The sequence below is a fragment of the Pseudomonas arabinosi genome (assembly GCF_047758675.1).
GTDB lineage: Bacteria > Pseudomonadota > Gammaproteobacteria > Pseudomonadales > Pseudomonadaceae > Aquipseudomonas > Aquipseudomonas arabinosi.
On the sequence record NZ_CP180480.1, the window covers coordinates 3201877 to 3220133 of the forward strand.

Here is an 18257-nt window from a genome sequence, read left to right on the forward strand (position 1 = left end):
TGAGTTCTAACTACCAATTCGACGACATGCCATGTCGCGTTTCTTGTTGCGATGGTTTGTCGTATAACGCTCCTTGTCGCCCTGTGGCGCCAACTTCTCCTTGTCGGATACTGAGCCCGATCAAGGCATCATAGAGCTCTTGCTGCCCAGCTGGCAGAACAGGGAGCAACGTCGCACGGCGCTTGTCGACATCGAACCAGGATTCAACCAACCATCCCACCAGATAGAGCGCCGAAAGGCATCCGCCCGCGGTTGCAACGTTCCCCTGGCATACAAGAGGTTGGTCCATGGGCTCAAGTCCCAGAGCTTGCAAGCTCGATCGTGCATCCGGGTGTGTAGTTGCCTGGCCGCTGAGCAGCCCAAGCCGTTCGAGAATGAAAGCTCCGGCGCATATGGAGCCGATTCGCTGGCGTCTGGAGTCAAGTTCAAACGACGGCAGGAAATCTGGGGCGGCGAGTGCAGCGGGTATCCCTTCCTTGCCGCTGACGAACAGTACCGCGTCGGCACTATTGGCCTCGGAAAGCGGACCGTGCACCGAAACAGGCAGGCCGTGCGCCGATCGCACGATAGAGCTGGAACCCAATATTCGGACGTGCCAGTCCTCAGTGTTGCGGCCTAAAATGTCCCACATCAGGAATAGGTCGATATCAGTGAATTGGTCGAAAGCAACCAGAACGATTTTCTTCAAGGCGAGCTCCATGGAAAGTGCTGGCGTGCAAAACGCAACGGCCATCTTTGCTGGTGTTCGCAGCGTATCAATCGGTTGCGCACCATACACAGTCTGTATGGCGCTAAACATGGAGCGAAATAACGGGTGAGAAAACTAACTCGTAACCATTGGATCGCGGCTGGTTTTGAGGCCCTCGACCAAATAGGGCATATTGGCGTTTCGGCCGAGAGTCTATCGCGCCGATTGAATGTGACCCGCGGATCGTTCTATCACCATTTCCGCAATCGCGAAGACTTTGTCCGCACCTTGCTGGCCGCTTGGGAAGAAGACTACACGGAGCGCATGCTCGCTTATGCGGCGCAGGGTCGTAGCGCGGGCGAAACCTTGAAACGCTACTTGAGTATTGCCGCTGAGAAACAACCTGGGCGGGAAGTTTCCATCCGAGCGTGGTCGCTGCACGATCCGTTGGTAGGCGAGTTTCAGCTGCGTGTTGACACAAGACGACTGGACTTCGCGATACGGACGTGCCGCCGCTTGGTCCATATGCCAGGCCAAGCAGAAGTGATTGGTCAGGTGGCCCATCTGTGCCTGATTGGTGGTCAACAGGCAGGGCTGCGGGGTGATGCCGCTCGCTTCAACCGCTTCCTGCATCGAGCCTTTTCACTTTTCGAAGGGGCTCTTCCACCGTGGCGGGCCTAAGCCATGAGCTAAATTGGGTAACTGAATAAATAGAGGTTTTCCAACAGGAAGCGGCTGGCAGTGTCGACGCCGTCGACCTCAAAACGTGGGTCGGCCGCAAATTCGTACGTCAGCCCCAGGTCGTGCAGCAGTGCGGCGAGATAGACGGCCTCGCGGTCGTATTTCAGGCCTCGCTGCTGGTCGAGGAATTCGGCAAACCACCACGTGCGATGCACGTGATGCAGGAGCACTGTCGAGGCCTTCGTGCGACGCATGGGGGTGAGTCCAAAGGCGTACGCACAACGTTTCGCGCCAGTTAACGAGCCCGCTCAGGCATGTCCAATACTCATGAGCTTGGTCGAGCGGGCTGCTGATTCATTTGAGTCAGTAGAATGTAAACGCTGCTCAGCATTTATGTGATTTGTCATGGTCAATAAATCCCGCAGGACCGCCAGCGGTCGTACTGCTCGGAGCCGACCGGATCCACATCGGCATTTTGATCAAGGACAGTGAAAGCATGCTCGCCGCAAGATAATCAGCAACCGCCTCCATCTGGTTCCGTGAATCGGGACTCGCCGTACGTTTACCCCTCAATTCAATTCGAAGATTAAAAGCATTCACCTACGCAAAATTGCAGTTGGGCTGTCGGCCCTTGTTTTGCTCTCGACTGGGGCAGAAGCCCGCAGTCTGCTGGATCTCCTCAAGCCACCCACCCAGCATCAGGAACACGTGTCCCGCTCGGGCTCGGTCAGCCAGAACGCGGCCCTGGAACTCTATACAAACAAGCAGAAACAGGCATCGTTTGATGGCTGCGCAGAGCTGTTCCCAGCAGCGAAACCGATCAACATGGCCACTGTGCCTGCAACCATGAAACCCTTGGCCCTGTGCTCTGACAACTTCGCGGTCCTGTTCTATCCACTAGTCAATAGTGTCGATGGTAAAAAAATGAGAATGTGGGTGGTCACGGACCTTTATGGGTTGGGGTTTATCAGTCAATCTCCCAGCGGAAATAATGAGATTTTCATCCGCCAGCTCGCCCAAGTGTAAACGGTGACCTATTTGGTGCCTTCACCGTTTACATTTTGAGTTAACGACATGTCCACTGTTCTCGGAGATAAGGTTCCAACTGGCCCTGGCGTCGACAGGCGTCTTGAGCAGCGGTAGGTGTGGAGTTCGTGCGTATAATACGCCCCCCTAAATTGCTAATGTTTTCCAATGAAAAAACTGCTTTCCGTAGTGGCGCTGACCCTCTCGGTAATTACCCCTGCCTTCTCAAGCCCCCCCACGACCTTTTCCGAAGCCAAAGTCATAGCCAAGCAGAAAATCTACCTCGACCAGGCGAACAGCTCCATGGGCGAGTTGTATTGCGGCTGCAAATGGACGTGGGTTGGCAAATCAGGTGGTCGTATCGATGCTGAGTCATGCGGCCTTAAGGCCAGAAAGCAAGAGAATCGGGCAGAGCGGACTGAGTGGGAACACATCGTTCCAGCCTGGACATTCGGTAACCAACGCCAATGCTGGCAGAACGGTGGTCGAGAGCATTGTGTGGACGATGACCCAGTATTCCGAGCGATGGAGGCCGATCTTTTTAACCTCTACCCATCTGTTGGAGAGGTGAACGGCGACCGTAGCAATTTCAACTATGGCATGGCCTCCGGAGTAGCGCCGCAGTATGGGCAATGCAAGACGCGGGTTGATTTCGATCAACGCGCCGCGGAGCCGCGTGACGAGGTTAAGGGGCTTGTCGCGAGGACAACCTTCTACATGTTCGACAGATACAAGCTGAGCATGTCTCGTCAGCAGCAACAGATACTGATGGCCTGGGACAAGCAGTACCCGGTTTCGTCTTGGGAGAAAGAGCGAGATCGACGCATTGCAGCAATCATGGGGCACTCCAATCCATTCGTAACTGGCGAGCGTCGATGGTCGCAAGGATACAAGGTCGTTGGTGATGGGGTGGTTAGCGCCATTCCAGTCAATCCTCCGCGGGCACCAGTCCAGCCATTCCTTGCGAACGCCACCGGAGTCGGTTCGATCATTGGTAACCGGAAGAGTCAGGTCTACCACCTCTCGATGGGGTGCCCTGGGTATGGTCAGGTGTCTGCGAAAAACCAAATAACTTTTGACTCTGAATCTCAGGCTCAAGCGGCGGGATACCATAAAGCAGGCAACTGCAAGTAGCGGTAGTCATGTGTTCGCCACCATAACGTGGGCAAGCAGGCCCACAGTCACGACGGCGAAGCGTCCACTTGCCATGTCGATTGGATCTGGCTACTCAGTCAAACATTTGGACGGTGGGGTACTTCGATCCACTCGCTTCGTGTAAACCACTTTTATGGCTTGTTATCAAAGGTGGTTTACAGCGTGTTGACGGCGACGCCGAATAACTATGAAGCGATTGCGAAGAGCTTCGATCACTACCTGCAACAGATGATCGATGACGACTACGCGTTCATTTGCCAGGACGCCTGACGCCGGTTTACTGCCAGGGAAATGAGCGATGGGTCACTCGTCGCAACGGAACCGAAAGCGCGGAAAAACGCGCTTCGATCTGCATGCACTGATCGCCGGTCATGCGCTCTCCCAGACACAACGGCAACCCCCGACAACCCTGTAACGCACTGGCAATGTTGATTTCAAGGACAGCGCTGACCTCCCGCGCCGCGACACTCAACTGGTCAGGCGCGCATTCAGCCAGAAACAGGTCGTACTCGGCGTACAATTCCCGCGCCAAACCGGGTTCTGCTGCCTTTGGGTCATCACCGCCGGACACCTCAAGGAAGGTATCTTGCTCAGCGTAATGCTCAAGGGCGATGGCGTAGTCCTCCAAGCTAGAGTGCAGCTGCTGTCGCTTCTGTACACACAACACGTCTGCAAAAGTAGCCGCTTCCAGGCACGACGACAGGTCGTACAGGGCGCCAAAGTCCGACACGCGACGCTCATCGTCTTCATCGAGGTTCGAAACCAGGTAAAAGCGGCTGTCCACCAACGCTGTATCGCCCTGAACGTAGACCCAAGCGTATCGCTTCCATAAAGCCCGATCATCAGAGCATGCAGCAATAGCCTCTACTGTCTCGCGAAACGAATTGAGCTTGAACATCCAGCAACGTCTCCTTGCAAGTAACGAGCGGTGACTATACCAAGGCTTCAGGAAAACGCGATCTGACGAGCAAGCCCTGACTGCCAATGCATGACCAGTAAGACACTCAGGCGCCGGATCAGTTTGGCGGTTAGCCGTCCGGCGCAGTTCCTACTAGAAACTGGGCAAACGCAGTGTCCTGTACAAAGCCAAGTGCAACATAGAAAAAGCCAAGACGCAGATAAGGGCGAAGGTCGAACACTCGTTCCAGGTGATCAAGCGCCAGTTCGGTTATGTGAAGAGGCGCTTCCGACCATCCGCTCGCGATCAGTTTTCAGTTGGGTTAATAACGACAGATTGGCTCAACCCTGGCCAACACCGCACAATCATCCAGGGGGCATTGACTTATCGGAAATGCCCCGCCCCTTACAAACGATAGGCACGCCACGTGAATTTTTCCGAATACTTTGCAACTAACGATGGATCGCTCCCTGAGGTTGTGGTGACGTATTCAGATTCGTTGCTTGTACCGCAGGCATTTCAATATCTGTTCGATCATGGCGCGAAAAATGTCACTGTTGACGGCGGCTATCTTTGGATTAAAGCATCCCAAAGTGGAAAGCCATTCTCCGGCCCTCAGGATGCTTTGCTTGTAAGCTCAGGAGCAGCAGAGGCATTCCACGTCGTTCTCGATGGGCTTTACGGCACCCGGGGTCAAATACCTGACCTAGGTGTTTACGTTTTTACTAATAGCCTCACATTGGACTATCGGATGGGGGCTCAGTGGGGACAAGATCAGATCTACTCATTGTTGGAGCTACTGCGGCAGCTAAGAGACCTCGGCGGCGTTGTATCTATCCCATGGTGGGGAGCTGAGGGGGAACACGACTTCCTTGCGGTCCTGGAGAGCCCCGAACGAATTATTCATACTTAAATTTACCGCGGGTCGTGACAGGCAGAAATCGGCCAGAAGCAGTCACTCATGAGTACCTGCTAAACTCTCACACACTACTAGACTGCTAGGTCGCCAGACTTGAATCCCGCTCTCACCATCAACCCGAAAGATGGCTCTATCCATATAGCAATCGCTGGATGCAACTTTGTAATCGAAAGAACATTTACCTCAGATACCACAGCGGCTCCACTCGCGCAGTTCTACCGATCCGAACAGGATCACAAAAACGGGTACGTATGGCGTACGTATCAGGGAATCAGTATTGAAGGCGTATCGGGTGGTTTGGCGCTTTGCTTCCACTCTGGTCGACTGACTGAAGTCCATATTGGCGCGTCTGTGCCAAGCACAGGAACCGAAAACGGCTGGCCCACGAGAGAATCAATTGAACTAGAAATAAACTTTCTAAAAAATTCATTCAGGCGACAGCTTTCACGCTCATTCCAGACCGACCTGGAAAGGTTTTCATGGGGAAGCGCTTGGGCCAAATTTGATGAGAAAGGATTCTCGGCTAGCGCTGGAATAAGCTATACACCGATATCACCAAGATCACATACCTAAGCACTACCGTCCACATAGGCATTGGCTCTCGGATTTTGATGTTGAGTTTAGGCTGATGTCGATTCCGATCGGTCGCCACCAGCAGCAATCGGCCAAAAGCAGACTGTGGACAGGTGTAAGCGTCCGGGCAATACACCTTCCTGACGCCATCGCTTAAGGCGATGGTGTCCACCTAAATTTGAACTGACCCCACAAAGTTGGACGACTTTCTATCTATGCCTGAGCGGCCTGAATTCTGTATTCAACAGGACTCAGGCCGTTTAGCTTCAGTCTGATACGCGAGTGATTGTAATACTGGATGTACTCGTCGATGCCTGCGTGAAGCTCATCCAGGTCGTTAAATTTATTCAGATAAAAAAATTCGGACTTCAGTGTGCCGAAGAAACTCTCCATGGCCGCGTTGTCATAGCAGTTACCCTTGCGCGACATGCTCGGCGTAACGGAGCATTTTTTGAGAGCCCGCAGGTAAATGGGCATTCGATACTGCCAGCCCTGGTCTGAGTGCAAAACCGGTTTCTCATGCGGCTGAAGCCGCTTGAATGCACCTTTGAGCATCTTCCCGACCATATCGAACAGCGGTCTTCTGGCAACCTCGTAGGAAATGATTTCGCCGTTGTACAGGTCCAAAACGGGAGACAGATAAAGCTTCTGACCTCCAACTTTGAACTCTGTAACGTCGGTTACCCACTTTTGATTGGGTGACGGAGCTTCGAACTCACGCTTCAAAAGATTAGGCGCTGCCTTGCCTACCTCCCCCTTGTAGGCCCGGTATTTCTTCACCCGCACCAAGCTCTTGAGCTGAAGCTGCGCCATCAGTCGCTGAACAGTCTTGTGATTGACGAGATGACCAGCGCTCCGTACAGCAGCCGTTATGCGGCGATAGCCATACCGGCCCTTGTGCTCGTCGAACGTCGAGCGAATCTTGTCTTTCAGCTCTGCGTACTTATCAGCCGCTTGCAGCGCCTTTTGCTGATAGTAAAAGGTGCTGCGTGCCAAACCGGCAAATTTCAGCAGGCTTTCGAGAGAATGCAGCGGCCTCAGTCCTATTACGATTTGCGCTTTTTCTGCTGCGCTATTCGTTTCTTCTCCTGAACCAAGGCATCGAGCTTTTTTAGGTAGTCGTTTTCCATCCGCAACTGCTTCACCTCGGCAAGCAAATCATCGCGTGAGCGCGATTCGTCATCGGTTGAGCTGGGTTGAACAGGAGGAATGGTGGTCGGCATTTTTTTCGGACGTCCGGCTCTATTAGGCTGCTTGGTAAGGGCATCAAAACCGCCCTCATCAAAGCGGCGTTCCCAGAGGCCGATGATGTCGAACTTACGGATGTCGAACAAGGCCGCCGTCTGCCGATAGGACAGCTGTTCCTCACGCATACGGTTCAAAACAGACAGTTTGAAGTCGTTGCTATAGCGCTGCAGCTTTTTCTCTTTAAGCCCAGCAACGCCATGCACTTGATAGGCCGCGACCCACTGGCGAAGGGATGAAAAGTCCACATTGTGACGGTGTGCAACATCCCTCAAACCCGCGCTACCGGAACAATAGTCCTGCACGGCTGCGAGTTTTGCTTGCTCTGTGTACTTACCCATGACACCCCCAAAGGTTGTGTCCAACCTTTGGGGGTCAGTTCAAATTTAAGTGGACACCATTTCTAGCCTTTTTAAGCGGACACCCATGCCAAAAGAACGCCGTTCCTATTCAAAATCCTTTAAAGCCCAGGTCATTGCCGAGTGTGCGCAGGCTGACACCTCGATTGCTAATGTCGCCTTGACCCACAACCTCAACGCAAACCTTGTCCATAAATGGATTCGGGTGCATGCGCAGGAGAACCTGGCACTGCAAACTGCCTTTATACCGGTCAAGGCATTGTCTTCGACAGCGGCTCCTCAAATTGCGGCCACGATTCGAATCGAAGTACCTCATTCAAAAGGCGTAGTCGTGGTGAGTTGGCCGGCAGAAAATGCAGCGGCATGTTCCGCTTTTCTGCGAGACCTGCTGCGATGATCCGCATCGACACCATCTGGCTAGCCATCGAGCCCATGGACATGCGCGCCGGTACTGAAACCGCGCTGGCGCGAGTTGTCGCGGTGTTCGGTGCGGCGAAGCCGCACTGTGCTTATCTGTTCGCCAACCGCCGCGCCAATCGTATGAAAGTGTTGGTGCATGACGGCGTGGGGATTTGGCTTGCAGCCCGGCGCTTGAATCAAGGGCGCTTCTTTTGGCCAAGCGTGCGGCACGGCTCTGAAGTCGAGTTGGATGCAGAGCAACTTCAAGCCTTGGTGCTCGGTTTACCTTGGCAACGTGTCGGTTCCGGAGGAGCCATCACGATGCTCTAACTCTTCTGCCATAGCGCGCTTGCCAGCGCAATTGGCCCATCCGTCTATCGCCGCCACTAGCCCTCTCTGGCAAAATCGGCGGCATGACTTCCCATCCGAATCTCGATCAATTAAACCCTGAAGAACTGCGCGCCTTGGCGGCGCAGTTGATCCAGCGCGTCGAGACGATGGACAAGCAAATCTCTCATCACAAGTCGGTCAACGAGAAACTGGCCCACGAGATCGCATTGCTCAAACGCTTCAAGTTTGCCAAGCGCAGCGAGCAGTTGAGCCCGGATCAAGCCAGCCTGCTCGACGACTTGATCGATACGGATATCGCCGCTATCGAAGCCGAACTTGAGGCGCTGCAACCGGCACCTGTCGAAGCCAAAGTACGCCAGCAACCCAAGCGCGCACCTCTGCCACCGCAGTTTCCCCGCACGCTGATCCATCACGAACCGGACAACAGCCACTGCCAGTGCGGTTGCGCCCTCAAGCGCATCGGCGAAGATGCCAGCGAAAAGCTCGACTACACTCCCGGCGTGTTCACCGTCGAGCGCCACATCCGTGGAAAGTGGGCCTGCGAACAGTGCGAAACGTTGATCCAGGCGCCAGTACCGGCGCACGTCATCGACAAAGGCATCCCGACAGCGCGCCTGCTGGCTCACATCATGGTGGCCAAGTTCGCCGACCATCTGCCGCTGTATCGCCAAGAGAAAATCTTTGGCCGCGCCGGGCTGCCCATCGCTCGCTCGACCTTGGCGCAGTGGGTGGGCAACTGCGGCGTGCAACTTCAACCGCTGGTTGATGCGCTGCGCGAAGCCGTGCTGACGCACGGCGTTGTCCACGCTGACGAAACGCCGGTACAAATGCTGACGCCTGGCGCGAAGAAAACTCATCGTGCTTACGTCTGGGCCTATGCCACCAGTCAGTTCTCCGATCTGGCGGCGGTCGTTTACGACTTCAGCCCGAGCCGTGCTGGCGAACATGCTAGAAATTTCCTCGGCCACTGGAACGGGAAGCTGGTCTGCGATGACTTCGCTGGCTACAAGGCAGGCTTTGAACTGGGCGTTACAGAAATCGGCTGCATGGCCCATGCACGCCGAAAGTTCTTCGACTTGCACGCGACCAACAAGAGCCAGATCGCCGAAAAGGCATTGCACTACATCGCAGCTTTATACGAAGTTGAGCGAGAAGTCCGCGAGCTGGAACCGGGCGATCGGCAGCGAATACGGCGAGAGAAAGCAGCGCCAATCATCGACGTACTTCATACCTGGATGATCGCCCAGAGGCAGCTTGTGCCTGAGGGATCGGCCATTGCCAAGGCTTTGGATTACAGCCTCAAACGCTGGATAGCGCTGACGCGCTATCTCGATGATGGGGCCGTCCCAATTGACAATAATTGGTGCGAAAACCAAATCCGGCCTTGGGCACTTGGGCGTTCGAACTGGTTGTTCGCGGGCTCTTTACGCAGCGGTAAACGTGCAGCTGCGATCATGAGTTTGATCCAGTCGGCAAGGCTCAATGGACATGATCCGTATGCGTACTTGAAAGATGTCCTCAATCGCCTGCCGACGCAGCGGATGAGTGAGATTACTGAGTTGCTGCCACACAGGTGGGCGCCCGTTTAATCACGCAAGGTGTGTTGGGTTAGACTGTTCTCACTTCATACAATTGCGCGAATCTTATGTATCAGCTGCCTGAACTCGACGAGATTACAAAAGCGAAAATTCGCAGGCTGCTGACTGCGGGCATCATTTTTCCCGTCATGAACAACACCAAATGGGCTGAGCTGATCAACGCAATGATTAACGCCCCGCAAATGAAGCCAGAGTTCAGATTGCACAGTACCTTAGCTCCAAGCGATTACTGCACAGATTGGGATCGAGAATGGCATTACCACATCCATCCGGTAGCAGAAATCGAGTGGGTCGAACTCAGAGCGGTTTCACTGGATTGGCTACTCTCCACGCTAAGAAAGCACAACCTTCCCTTTTCTCTAGAGGATGGAGTGCCACGCGTTTGGGGATATACCAGACCTAGCATGCAGCCTCTTTGGGACTGAGTTGCTGAGGTTTCGCCTAGCTGACAAACTTATGCTAGATGACTTTGCCGGACGCATACGGACAGGTAGCCGCTGATGTCTCTACGCTGGGCGATCTAGTGACAGCACAGCGGTAAAAAGGAGTAGTGATGTTGGAAGTTGCCATTGATCGAGATAGCGTTCATGCGGGAGATGATCTGGGATGCCATGCGACGTCGATCACACTCGATCCATCAGCAACGCTGCGTGCCTTAATCGAAGCGATACAAGATGCGGGCTACTTACCTGGTATCAATGGAGGCAAGGCTACTTGGATTATTTGTTCGTCTGACAAACCAATAGGTGTTTTAGCGCAGCAGTGGCTAGAACCTAAATTGACCGTGCCGCCCGAGAGCATCGTGGATCAATATTTCGGAAATACCGAACATCGCCTTCTGTTCAGATATTGGTGCCAGGCAGATCCAGATCAGGTCTTTTCGCATATCAAGGCCGGAAAAGAGCCACCATCACGATTTTAGGATTGGCGATGGACATTTCTGTCGATCAATGCGGTTCATATGACTGCTATGGGTCGATTTCCGCCCTTCGCGACAGGCAGAAATCGGGCCAGAAGCGGCCATTGCGACGATGCAGTACGATACACGCCCACCGGTAGATCATCAGGGCTAACCCATGCAATTCCATGGTTTCGTGTTCGGGCATATCGAGGTTGAGATCCACGACCGTGCGTACGATCTGCATAACTACTACCAAGCCAGCGCCATCAATTACGACATCGTGGATAGGTCGGCTGTACTTATCTTTACTCGACGGACTGAAGCTTGGGTGCCGACCGAAGAAGCACGCAAGATTACTATCAGCTTCCATGAGGTCGATTACTTTTCAGCAAGTGGGCGGGATGAACACCCAATTGATGGCGATAGTAGTGTTATTCATTCGATTGGAGCCGTGGAGTCCGACGCCGAGACACAAGCCTTTTACCTCACAGATAACATCCCACCAGATCATCACCTTGTCATGTGCTTCGAGTCTGGGCTGAGATTACGAGTACAGGCCGCTGAAGCACGGTGCGAAATCGTGTTCTGAACAGCATAAATTCTGGCGCTCGACGTCTGCTTTGGGTCGATTTTTGCCTGTCGCCACCCTCAGATATGTAGCTTGGGGTTGGCGACCAGTTAAACATTGAGATGTTGGATGGAGTGATGGTGTTAAATCCAGTCCGGGATACGACTAACGCCCCTAATATTTGAGGCTTCAATCGACACGAATCTGTTGGGTGACCCCGCGGTAAGTGAATGCGGCTTAATGCCCTGCGGGCGAAAAGTGCGAGTACCCACTTACATCGATTTGACCGAGACTACTTCCACAAACCTGAATTTTTTTCTGGCCGTCTTAGTAGCTTCTTGTTCTGCAACTAGGGAGCTTAGCGTATCGGCCTCATGCACCATCTCGTGCATCTCGCCTTCAAATTCGTTTCCCACACGGAGCGTAACTCTCAACCTAGGTGTGAAGCCTTTTGAGACTGTCTTTTTCTTCGGTGCCTTCACCGGTTGCACGATCACAACATCCGGGACTGTGTCCTGCACGTCTGAGTTAATTGCCGGCACAGAGGGCTCAGAATCACCGAATAGCGCCCGGCGCATCTCATCTTCCATCAATTCTGTATTCATACCATTTCTCAGAGGGGTGTTATCTATAGCCTGATCGATTCTATCAGGATGACCGGACTCTGTTGTAAAGCGTCGCTGGGGTGAGACCTCAAGTGGTAAAGGGCCAACAGATACCGGCGAGCGTCAGCGTCTGTCCATATGCCGCCTATCATGGCGGCAGCTATCGGCCGACGCTGTGTAAAAACGTTTTCGATCTTCGGAGGCAGACGAAAACAGCCAAAAAATCGCGTCCCTACGCAAACTTTTGGTCTACTCAACCAAACGGTCGGCGCCAGATTTTCACGTAGCAACGCTGACTTCAGACCATTCATCCCAGGTCGTCACAGTCTTAGCGAGCTCTATCATCTGCTCGACATCGATTCCCTTGTTGATGCATTCCGAAACCTGATGATTAAGCCACGCTTGCCCGGGAATTTTTCATGAGTCGGCACATCCCTGAACCAAATGACCCGCAGCGAACTGCGAGATCCAACAATGTTCTCAGGCATGCGAGGGGGGGCGTCTGTAGGTGTTGGAATGGATGGGTCGTTATCTACAGGCTCGGCTCGATGGCGATCCGGATATTGCCACGCTGATTCTCTGCGGTTCGAGGTTCACCCCGACGGAGCAGAGCATTACCGCCCAAAGCAACGACGATACGCATAATGTGGTCCTTCTAGATAAGGGCGAGCAACACGTCCCTTCTGGCTGAACCGTGCGAGTGTGAATGCGGGCTTGCTCGCGACAGCGGGGTGGTACCGAGCATCAATATCGAATGTTGAGCCGACTTCGTGAGCAAGTTTGCTCCCACATTGATCGGGGATGAACGGCACACCGCCGACGCTATCGCTTAAGGCAGCGCATAGAGCTTGAACAGCTTCCTGGTTGTGTCGCTGACGCCTCCCAAGTGCCTGTCGTATGCCAGCTCGATCTCACCCGAACGGTACATTTCACTCAGCGCGGTATCCACCAGCAAGCGGAAGCGCTCATCGTCCCGCTCGACCATCATTGCGGTCGGTGAGTAGTCAAAGATGCGGTCCAGCAATACGAGACTCTTGTCAGGATATGTGTTGTCGAGGATGTGCGTCAGCACCATGCGCTCAGCGAAGAAAGCATCAGCTTTGCCATTGGCAACCAGTTTGAGCCCTGCATTCGCGTCTTCGACTGTGACCCGCGTCACCGTTACGCCCAGCGCGCGCAGTTGGTCGCGGACCCACCGGTCAATGACGCTGCCAGCAACTGTCGCATAAGTCATGTTGGCCAGACCGCGATTGACAGACGCGCGCCAGGCCGGGCCGGTCTTGTCCACCTGGCCATTCAGTATTTTGAGCAACCCGGCAGGCGCATTCTTGCGTACCACGACGGAAAGACCGGCGGTGTAGATGGGAATCGAGAAGTTGACTATTTTGCGCCGCTCCAGCGTTGCCAGTGTCGGCGTGCAAACGATGTCAACTTTTCCGGTGCTGATGGCGTCGACTTCTTCGTTGATCTTGAGAGGCTGATAGCGTACTTGCAAAGAGGGTAGACCCAGTTCGTTCTTGACCTTGTCGACTACCTTCAGGCACAGGTCGATCCCATAGCCGCTGGCCTTGTCACCTTCCTGGGTGCTGAACGGAGCGAAGTCAGGCAAAAAGCCCAGGGTGAGCGATTGCCCGGTCTGCACGCGCTCAAGGGTACTGGCATTTGCTATTACCGGTATCAGCGTGATGACGCAGGCAAGCATCAGGTTGGCGGCATTGTTCAGTGGTGCGTTCATACCCCGTTCTCCCACTTTCTGATTCGTGTGCTTCTTTCAGTCAGCCAGTTCTTCTGGTGAAACCACCCACACGCTGCACTGCATTTTGTACAGCAGATGTTCCACCGTACTGCCGACCAATCGGTCAATGCCCCGATGGCCGATCCGGCCCATGACGATGACGTCGATGTCATAGGCATCCGCGTAACTGGAGAGAACCTTGGTCGGGTTGCCCATGATCATGTGCTGGCGCTCCGGCGGGATCCCGTTGCGCTCGGCCAGCTCGCGGAAGGCATCGGCCTGTGCATCGAACAGCGTCTTGGCAGTACCTGAGGAAAAGAATGCAGAGGCGTTGTCGAAGCCGAATTCGTCGGCGCTGATGGAGGACAGGTCATGGGCATAGATCACATCGAGCGTCGCATTACAGGTGCTCGCCAGTTTTGAGGCCTCGCGCAGAATCCTGTCGTTGAAACCTTCGTATTGGCCATCGCGATGGAAAGGATCAACTGCGGCGACAATCTTGCGTGGCAGGGCGTGCTCCACGTGACTGACAAAATGCAAAGGCACGGGGCATTCGCGCAGTAAATGAATATCAAGGGGTGTGAACATCAGGCGTGACAGCAGCGATTCGTACTCAAGAGCCTTGATCAGTGCGGCCATCGGCTGTTCTTTGAGGTGAATGAGGATTTCCTGCAAGGGTCTTTCCACCCAGACCACTTCAGTGGTGACGTGCACTCCGATTTTGCGTAAGGGGCGGGCCTGCTCTTCCAGCCATTGGTGATGGCGCTCGACATACCCGAGTCGCATCTGCTCCAGCGCTTGTTCGTTGACCATGCCCGCGGTCGCCAGCCCTTCCAGGTAATCGAACGCCACAATATGCAATGCCGCACCCGAAGCCTTGGCCAACGCTGCGGCCCGGTCGAAAGCGGGGCTGTTTTCCATCAGGGGCGAGACGACCAGCATGAAACGTGATTGCTCAGACATGACAAATCTCCCGTAGGTAATCCAGAAACGCCTGTGCTCAATGGCAACGGTGCGTCTGGGCAGTGAAGCCTTAGGCTAATCCTGCCGCTTGCCGGGGAGGGGAGATTGATTTTTGTCAAACTGGCGAGGGACGAAAAATTCTGTCCGACGTGCGGTTAGTCGCGCCGGCTCCATCGTGAAATGGTTGACCATTATCAACCTCCCGTCCGTCATAGCGGCGCAGTCTTCAGGACGTGCTGAACTCAAGCGCAAGAATGGGACTGGAGGGATCGCCATGGCGACCATGAGAGCGGGGCATCCATGATCGAAACCTTGGGCTTGGCGGGAGTGGCCGCTGCGCTGGGGATCGGCATGCTCATCGGTCTTGAACGCGAACGGCACAAGGGGCGAGGGGACAGCCGTGCCTGTGCTGGCTTGCGTACGTTTGCGATTACCGCGTTGTTGGGTTACGGGGCAATGTTGGTCGGTGGTGGTCTGCTGGTGGGGATCATGGCTTTCGGACTGGCAATGCTGGTCAGCGTGGCGTATTGGCGAAGCTTGAGTAACGACCCGGGTGTGACCAGCGAAGTGGCGTTGCTCACGGTGTTGGTATTGGGTGCGTTATGTAGCACCGCGCCTGAGCTGGCCATTGTCATTGGTGTGGTGATTGCCGGGCTGCTGATGTACCGGCAGAAGTTGCACCACTTTGCCCGCAGCCAACTGACCGAAGCGGAAATGCGCGACGGGTTGGTGTTACTGATTACTGCACTGGTGGTGCTGCCATTGGCACCGGACCGTTTCATCGGCCCGTATGCCGCCATCAACCTGCGCACCATTTGCACCCTGACCGTATTGCTGATGGCGGTGGGTGCGATGGGGCATATCGCCGTGCGTACCTTGGGCAGCCATTACGGCTATGCGATCAGCGCCATCGCTTCCGGGTTTGCTTCCAGTACCGTGACCATCGCCGCCATGGGGCATCTCGTTAACAAAGAGCCAGAGCACATCAAAATTCTGAGCGCGGCAGCGATACTGTCCAATCTGGCTACCGTCACCCAGGTCGGCCTGATCCTGGGGGCGGTCGATACCGGCCTGTTGCGTCACATGTGGGGTCCGCTGTTTTGCGGTGCTGCTGCCACGGCGTTGTATGGCCTGGGCTTGATGTTTCCCAGACCTGCGACCGGCGCCAACCAGCCGATCAAGGTGGGTGGTGCGTTCAATCTAAAGCTGGCCCTGGTCGTCACGCTGACCATGACCGGCATCACTTTTCTGTCGTCAGTGATGCTCAGCCACTTTGGCGAGGCAGGGGTGATGTTGACCGCGACCTTTACCGGTTTTGCCGATGCGCATTCCTCGACGGCGTCCATTGCCTCCCTGGCCAAGGCCGGGCTGTTGCCTTTCGATGCCATTGCCGATCCCGCGCTGATTGCTGTCAGCAGTAACTCGCTGAGCAAATGCCTGGTGGCCTGGGTCAGCGGCGGACGACGGTTTGCCGCTTATGTGATTCCCGGCCAGGTATTGCTGACGCTGGCGATGTGGGCGGGCACTTTGTTGTACTGAAGTCGTTTGTTGAGTTTTTAATCAGAGGGCAGCGCCAGGAGGCTGAAACGGCAGGTATTGCCACCGGCTCCGGTTTGGAATAGCCACTCAAGAGGCAGAACGCTTTATTGATCCAGACGATGCACCCCGTCCGCTCTGTGATCAATACCGGATTTGTCGCAGCATCCAATGCTCTTACCAACAACTGCTGGTCATATTCGATCATTGCCCCTCCGACATTGCCATTGACACGTTAAACCTTGATTCAGGCCAGGGCGATGGAGGAGGGAATCCGTTGATCAAGATCAACCTTATCTGCCGTAATCAACGTCATACAGGACGTCGTTTCTGATAAAGATCAAGTCGCCTCAGGCAGGAACGCTCAATCTGGATTTCTATTCACTCCAGCCAGATGGCCGCGTGCCGAGGTGCCCCATGTCGCAGACACAGCGTTTACTGTTAATAGCCCCCCCAGCCATGACCCGCACACCGGCGTTCGATCGCGCCGCCGCGTTGGCGTTAGTCATGCAATTGCCGTTGCACATCGTGGCGTTCGATTATTTGCAGGCCCTGGCGGTAGCCGGCCTGTTCGCCCCTGAACAAATCAGCCTGGCCCGGGACGGGTATTTGCAAACCCATCGGCAGTGGCTCGCGGAGCAAGCCGGGCTGATGAGCAAACACGGGGTCGAGGTCACCAGCGAGGTGGTGTGGGTACAGCATCCTTATGAGGAGATTCTGCACTTCGTCAACGAAATGCCGCTGGCGCTGATCATCAAGGAAGCCCAAGAAGAATCGGCATTGAAACGGGTGTTTTTCACGCCGCTGGACTGGCAGTTGCTGCGCGATTGTCCGGTGCCGGTGCATCTGGTGACCAATGCCCTCAATCCACGACCCCGCAGCGTGCTGGCCATCGTCGATGTGATGCGCAGTGAAGATCAGGACCACGTGTTCAACGACCAGATTATCGACGCTGCGACCAAGCTGGCTGAACAATGTGACGCCCGGCTTGAGCTGCTGCATGTCTTTGACTGGACGGCCGTGTATGCGCAGGACATGGGATTTGGTGCGCTGCCGCTGGCCGTCGGGAATTATGAAGCGTTGGGCGTGGCTCAGGCCGAGGCATTTGCGGCCCTGGCAGAGCGTCACGGTGTGCCACCGGAATGTCGGCACTTCAGCGAGGGCGCACCGGTGTCGAGTATTTGTGAATTTGCCGCCGACCATCGCACCGATGTCATCGTCATGGGAACGGTGCAGCACAAGGGGTTGAACAAGCTATTGGGGACCACTGCCGAACAACTCCTGCATCGGGCGCCGTGCAGTGTGCTGGCGATAAAACCAGGCAAGATTTTGCAATCCTGAGAACTTGAATCATCGCCCCGCACATCGCGGGGCGATTTTTTTACAGGGAAAGACGATGAATGACCTGACGGCTGTCATCGGGATCATTGTGCGTCTCGAAACCCAGGGATTTGGCCAGGTCACGCATCGGTGCATTACTGGAGGCATCCACCGAATACATCTGGCGAAAGTTGTTTTTGCGAGCGGTTTTGATCAAATGCTCCATCAGTAACGTACCCAGGCCCAGATGTGTCCATTCATCGGCGACTGTCACGGCGCATTCACATTCATGCTCGCCCGTGGCGGCGTAGCGGCTGACGCCGATCTCAATCAATTGGCCGTTTTCGTGGACCAGCGCGATGTAGGCTGTGCGCTGTTTGTTATCGGTGTCCATCAACTGGTTAAGCATGGCGGCGCCAGGTTCGTTGATCTGCGCAAGAAAACGCATGTGCCGGGACTCGGGAGACAGCCGTTTGATAAAGGCGTATTCACGCTCGCGATCTTTTTCCGCCAGCGGCCGGATCAGCACATGGCGGCCGTCCTTGAGTGCTTCAATCCAGTATTGTCCGGTGACCGCGGCGTAGGCGGCAGCGGCACGATCATTGTGGTCTTTGACAGTGAGCATGGGGTATTCCTCCATCCGGTTTGAAAGGTTGACGCACGGTGACGAACCGTACGATTCATTCCTTTCTACGCCGTTGCTGGTGCTTGAATCTGATCTGGATCAGAGACTCGTG

At 54.8% G+C, this 18257-nt stretch carries 19 protein-coding genes and 4 pseudogenes; 13 read left to right on the top strand and 10 right to left on the bottom strand.

What is annotated here, in order from left to right; translation table 11 throughout:
• Positions 1-10: 10 nt before the first annotated feature.
• A complete protein-coding gene (locus ACMXYJ_RS15040; protein ID WP_415760454.1) occupies positions 11-688 on the bottom strand; it encodes a DJ-1/PfpI family protein in 678 nt (225 codons plus the stop codon).
• A 126-nt stretch (positions 689-814) separates the two neighbouring features.
• Here ACMXYJ_RS15040 and ACMXYJ_RS15045 point away from each other — a divergent pair, with 126 nt between their 5' ends.
• Entirely contained in the window at positions 815-1369 is a 555-nt protein-coding gene (locus ACMXYJ_RS15045) for a TetR/AcrR family transcriptional regulator (RefSeq protein ID WP_415760455.1), read from the top strand.
• Positions 1370-1398: 29 nt separating this feature from the next.
• On the opposite strand, the pseudogene ACMXYJ_RS15050 reads toward ACMXYJ_RS15045, so the two are convergent.
• Positions 1399-1605, bottom strand: a pseudogene (locus ACMXYJ_RS15050) (HD domain-containing protein); the annotation flags it as partial.
• Positions 1606-1963: 358 nt separating this feature from the next.
• Here ACMXYJ_RS15050 and ACMXYJ_RS15055 point away from each other — a divergent pair.
• A pseudogene (locus tag ACMXYJ_RS15055) lies at positions 1964-2260 on the top strand (DNA/RNA non-specific endonuclease); the annotation flags it as partial.
• Positions 2261-2563: 303 nt separating this feature from the next.
• The gene (locus ACMXYJ_RS15060) at positions 2564-3529 is read left to right on the top strand and encodes an endonuclease (RefSeq protein WP_415760456.1); all 966 of its coding nucleotides are present in this window, start codon (positions 2564-2566) and stop codon (positions 3527-3529) included.
• 298 nt (positions 3530-3827) lie between these two features.
• Here the strand turns inward: ACMXYJ_RS15060 and ACMXYJ_RS15065 are convergent, their stop codons facing one another.
• Positions 3828-4448 (bottom strand): hypothetical protein, encoded by a 621-nt coding sequence (locus tag ACMXYJ_RS15065; RefSeq protein WP_415760457.1) that lies wholly within the window; start codon positions 4446-4448, stop codon positions 3828-3830.
• Between the two features lie 130 nt (positions 4449-4578).
• Between ACMXYJ_RS15065 and ACMXYJ_RS15070 the strand changes: the two are divergent.
• A pseudogene (locus tag ACMXYJ_RS15070) lies at positions 4579-4755 on the top strand (transposase); the annotation flags it as partial.
• A gap of 120 nt (positions 4756-4875) precedes the next feature.
• The gene (locus tag ACMXYJ_RS15075; protein ID WP_415760458.1) at positions 4876-5361 is read left to right on the top strand and encodes a hypothetical protein; all 486 of its coding nucleotides are present in this window, start codon (positions 4876-4878) and stop codon (positions 5359-5361) included.
• A 792-nt stretch (positions 5362-6153) separates the two neighbouring features.
• Here ACMXYJ_RS15075 and ACMXYJ_RS15080 read toward each other — a convergent pair.
• Positions 6154-7526 (bottom strand): IS3 family transposase gene (locus ACMXYJ_RS15080; protein ID WP_415759546.1). Its coding sequence is split into 2 segments (ribosomal slippage): positions 6154-7055 and positions 7055-7526, totalling 1374 coding nucleotides; the frame shifts between segments, so codons are not numbered across the junction.
• Positions 7527-7611: 85 nt separating this feature from the next.
• On the opposite strand from ACMXYJ_RS15080, the gene tnpA reads away from it, so the two are divergent.
• From tnpA to ACMXYJ_RS15110, 6 genes are all read left to right on the top strand, one after another.
• Positions 7612-7941: an IS66-like element accessory protein TnpA gene (gene tnpA, locus ACMXYJ_RS15085; RefSeq protein ID WP_415760459.1), complete on the top strand. Its 330-nt coding sequence runs from the start codon at positions 7612-7614 to the stop codon at positions 7939-7941.
• Positions 7938-8273, top strand: coding sequence for an IS66 family insertion sequence element accessory protein TnpB (gene tnpB / locus ACMXYJ_RS15090; RefSeq protein WP_415760460.1), 336 nt, complete (start codon positions 7938-7940; stop codon positions 8271-8273). Before tnpA ends, tnpB begins: the two co-directional genes overlap by 4 nt.
• A gap of 83 nt (positions 8274-8356) precedes the next feature.
• Positions 8357-9883 carry an IS66 family transposase gene (gene tnpC / locus ACMXYJ_RS15095; RefSeq protein ID WP_415760461.1) on the top strand — a complete coding sequence of 509 codons (1527 nt, stop codon included), beginning with the start codon at positions 8357-8359 and terminating at the stop codon, positions 9881-9883.
• 56 nt (positions 9884-9939) lie between these two features.
• The gene (locus ACMXYJ_RS15100; RefSeq protein ID WP_415760462.1) at positions 9940-10317 is read left to right on the top strand and encodes a DUF6678 family protein; all 378 of its coding nucleotides are present in this window, start codon (positions 9940-9942) and stop codon (positions 10315-10317) included.
• A 128-nt stretch (positions 10318-10445) separates the two neighbouring features.
• Complete coding sequence (locus tag ACMXYJ_RS15105) at positions 10446-10814, top strand: hypothetical protein (protein WP_415760463.1); 369 nt, start codon at positions 10446-10448, stop codon at positions 10812-10814.
• 154 nt (positions 10815-10968) lie between these two features.
• Positions 10969-11382 (top strand): hypothetical protein, encoded by a 414-nt coding sequence (locus tag ACMXYJ_RS15110; protein ID WP_415760464.1) that lies wholly within the window; start codon positions 10969-10971, stop codon positions 11380-11382.
• A gap of 251 nt (positions 11383-11633) precedes the next feature.
• Here the strand turns inward: ACMXYJ_RS15110 and ACMXYJ_RS15115 are convergent, their stop codons facing one another.
• The 4 genes and pseudogenes from ACMXYJ_RS15115 to ACMXYJ_RS15130 form a co-directional block, all read right to left on the bottom strand.
• Entirely contained in the window at positions 11634-11966 is a 333-nt protein-coding gene (locus ACMXYJ_RS15115) for a hypothetical protein (protein WP_415760465.1), read from the bottom strand.
• 544 nt (positions 11967-12510) lie between these two features.
• A pseudogene (locus ACMXYJ_RS15120) lies at positions 12511-12609 on the bottom strand (carbamate kinase); the annotation flags it as partial.
• A gap of 186 nt (positions 12610-12795) precedes the next feature.
• Positions 12796-13701: an amino acid ABC transporter substrate-binding protein gene (locus ACMXYJ_RS15125; RefSeq protein ID WP_415760466.1), complete on the bottom strand. Its 906-nt coding sequence runs from the start codon at positions 13699-13701 to the stop codon at positions 12796-12798.
• A 36-nt stretch (positions 13702-13737) separates the two neighbouring features.
• Positions 13738-14664, bottom strand: a complete 927-nt coding sequence (locus ACMXYJ_RS15130; protein WP_415760467.1) for a universal stress protein — start codon at positions 14662-14664, stop codon at positions 13738-13740.
• Between the two features lie 300 nt (positions 14665-14964).
• Between ACMXYJ_RS15130 and ACMXYJ_RS15135 the strand changes: the two genes are divergently transcribed.
• Positions 14965-16203 carry an MgtC/SapB family protein gene (locus ACMXYJ_RS15135; RefSeq protein ID WP_415760468.1) on the top strand — a complete coding sequence of 413 codons (1239 nt, stop codon included), beginning with the start codon at positions 14965-14967 and terminating at the stop codon, positions 16201-16203.
• On the opposite strand, the gene ACMXYJ_RS15140 is transcribed toward ACMXYJ_RS15135, so the two are convergent.
• Positions 16115-16408, bottom strand: a complete 294-nt coding sequence (locus ACMXYJ_RS15140; RefSeq protein ID WP_415760469.1) for a PAS domain-containing protein — start codon at positions 16406-16408, stop codon at positions 16115-16117. The genes ACMXYJ_RS15135 and ACMXYJ_RS15140 overlap by 89 nt on opposite strands.
• A gap of 209 nt (positions 16409-16617) precedes the next feature.
• Here ACMXYJ_RS15140 and ACMXYJ_RS15145 point away from each other — a divergent pair, with 209 nt between their 5' ends.
• The gene (locus tag ACMXYJ_RS15145; protein WP_415760470.1) at positions 16618-17541 is read left to right on the top strand and encodes a universal stress protein; all 924 of its coding nucleotides are present in this window, start codon (positions 16618-16620) and stop codon (positions 17539-17541) included.
• A 40-nt stretch (positions 17542-17581) separates the two neighbouring features.
• Here the strand turns inward: ACMXYJ_RS15145 and ACMXYJ_RS15150 are convergent, their stop codons facing one another.
• Positions 17582-18145 carry a GNAT family N-acetyltransferase gene (locus ACMXYJ_RS15150; RefSeq protein WP_415760471.1) on the bottom strand — a complete coding sequence of 188 codons (564 nt, stop codon included), beginning with the start codon at positions 18143-18145 and terminating at the stop codon, positions 17582-17584.
• Between the last annotated feature and the right edge of the window lie 112 nt (positions 18146-18257).

Coding starts and splice junctions, on each gene's coding strand:
- ACMXYJ_RS15145 (WP_415760470.1), top strand. CDS start 16,618: ATGTCGCAGACACAGCGTTTACTGTTAATAGCCCCCCCAGCCATGACC.
- tnpA (WP_415760459.1), top strand. CDS start 7,612: ATGCCAAAAGAACGCCGTTCCTATTCAAAATCCTTTAAAGCCCAGGTC.
- ACMXYJ_RS15140 (WP_415760469.1), bottom strand. CDS start 16,408: ATGATCGAATATGACCAGCAGTTGTTGGTAAGAGCATTGGATGCTGCG.
- ACMXYJ_RS15130 (WP_415760467.1), bottom strand. CDS start 14,664: ATGTCTGAGCAATCACGTTTCATGCTGGTCGTCTCGCCCCTGATGGAA.
- ACMXYJ_RS15100 (WP_415760462.1), top strand. CDS start 9,940: ATGTATCAGCTGCCTGAACTCGACGAGATTACAAAAGCGAAAATTCGC.
- ACMXYJ_RS15115 (WP_415760465.1), bottom strand. CDS start 11,966: ATGAATACAGAATTGATGGAAGATGAGATGCGCCGGGCGCTATTCGGT.
- tnpC (WP_415760461.1), top strand. CDS start 8,357: ATGACTTCCCATCCGAATCTCGATCAATTAAACCCTGAAGAACTGCGC.
- ACMXYJ_RS15060 (WP_415760456.1), top strand. CDS start 2,564: ATGAAAAAACTGCTTTCCGTAGTGGCGCTGACCCTCTCGGTAATTACC.
- tnpB (WP_415760460.1), top strand. CDS start 7,938: ATGATCCGCATCGACACCATCTGGCTAGCCATCGAGCCCATGGACATG.
- ACMXYJ_RS15065 (WP_415760457.1), bottom strand. CDS start 4,448: ATGTTCAAGCTCAATTCGTTTCGCGAGACAGTAGAGGCTATTGCTGCA.
- ACMXYJ_RS15125 (WP_415760466.1), bottom strand. CDS start 13,701: ATGAACGCACCACTGAACAATGCCGCCAACCTGATGCTTGCCTGCGTC.
- ACMXYJ_RS15150 (WP_415760471.1), bottom strand. CDS start 18,145: ATGCTCACTGTCAAAGACCACAATGATCGTGCCGCTGCCGCCTACGCC.
- ACMXYJ_RS15110 (WP_415760464.1), top strand. CDS start 10,969: ATGCAATTCCATGGTTTCGTGTTCGGGCATATCGAGGTTGAGATCCAC.
- ACMXYJ_RS15135 (WP_415760468.1), top strand. CDS start 14,965: ATGATCGAAACCTTGGGCTTGGCGGGAGTGGCCGCTGCGCTGGGGATC.
- ACMXYJ_RS15105 (WP_415760463.1), top strand. CDS start 10,446: ATGTTGGAAGTTGCCATTGATCGAGATAGCGTTCATGCGGGAGATGAT.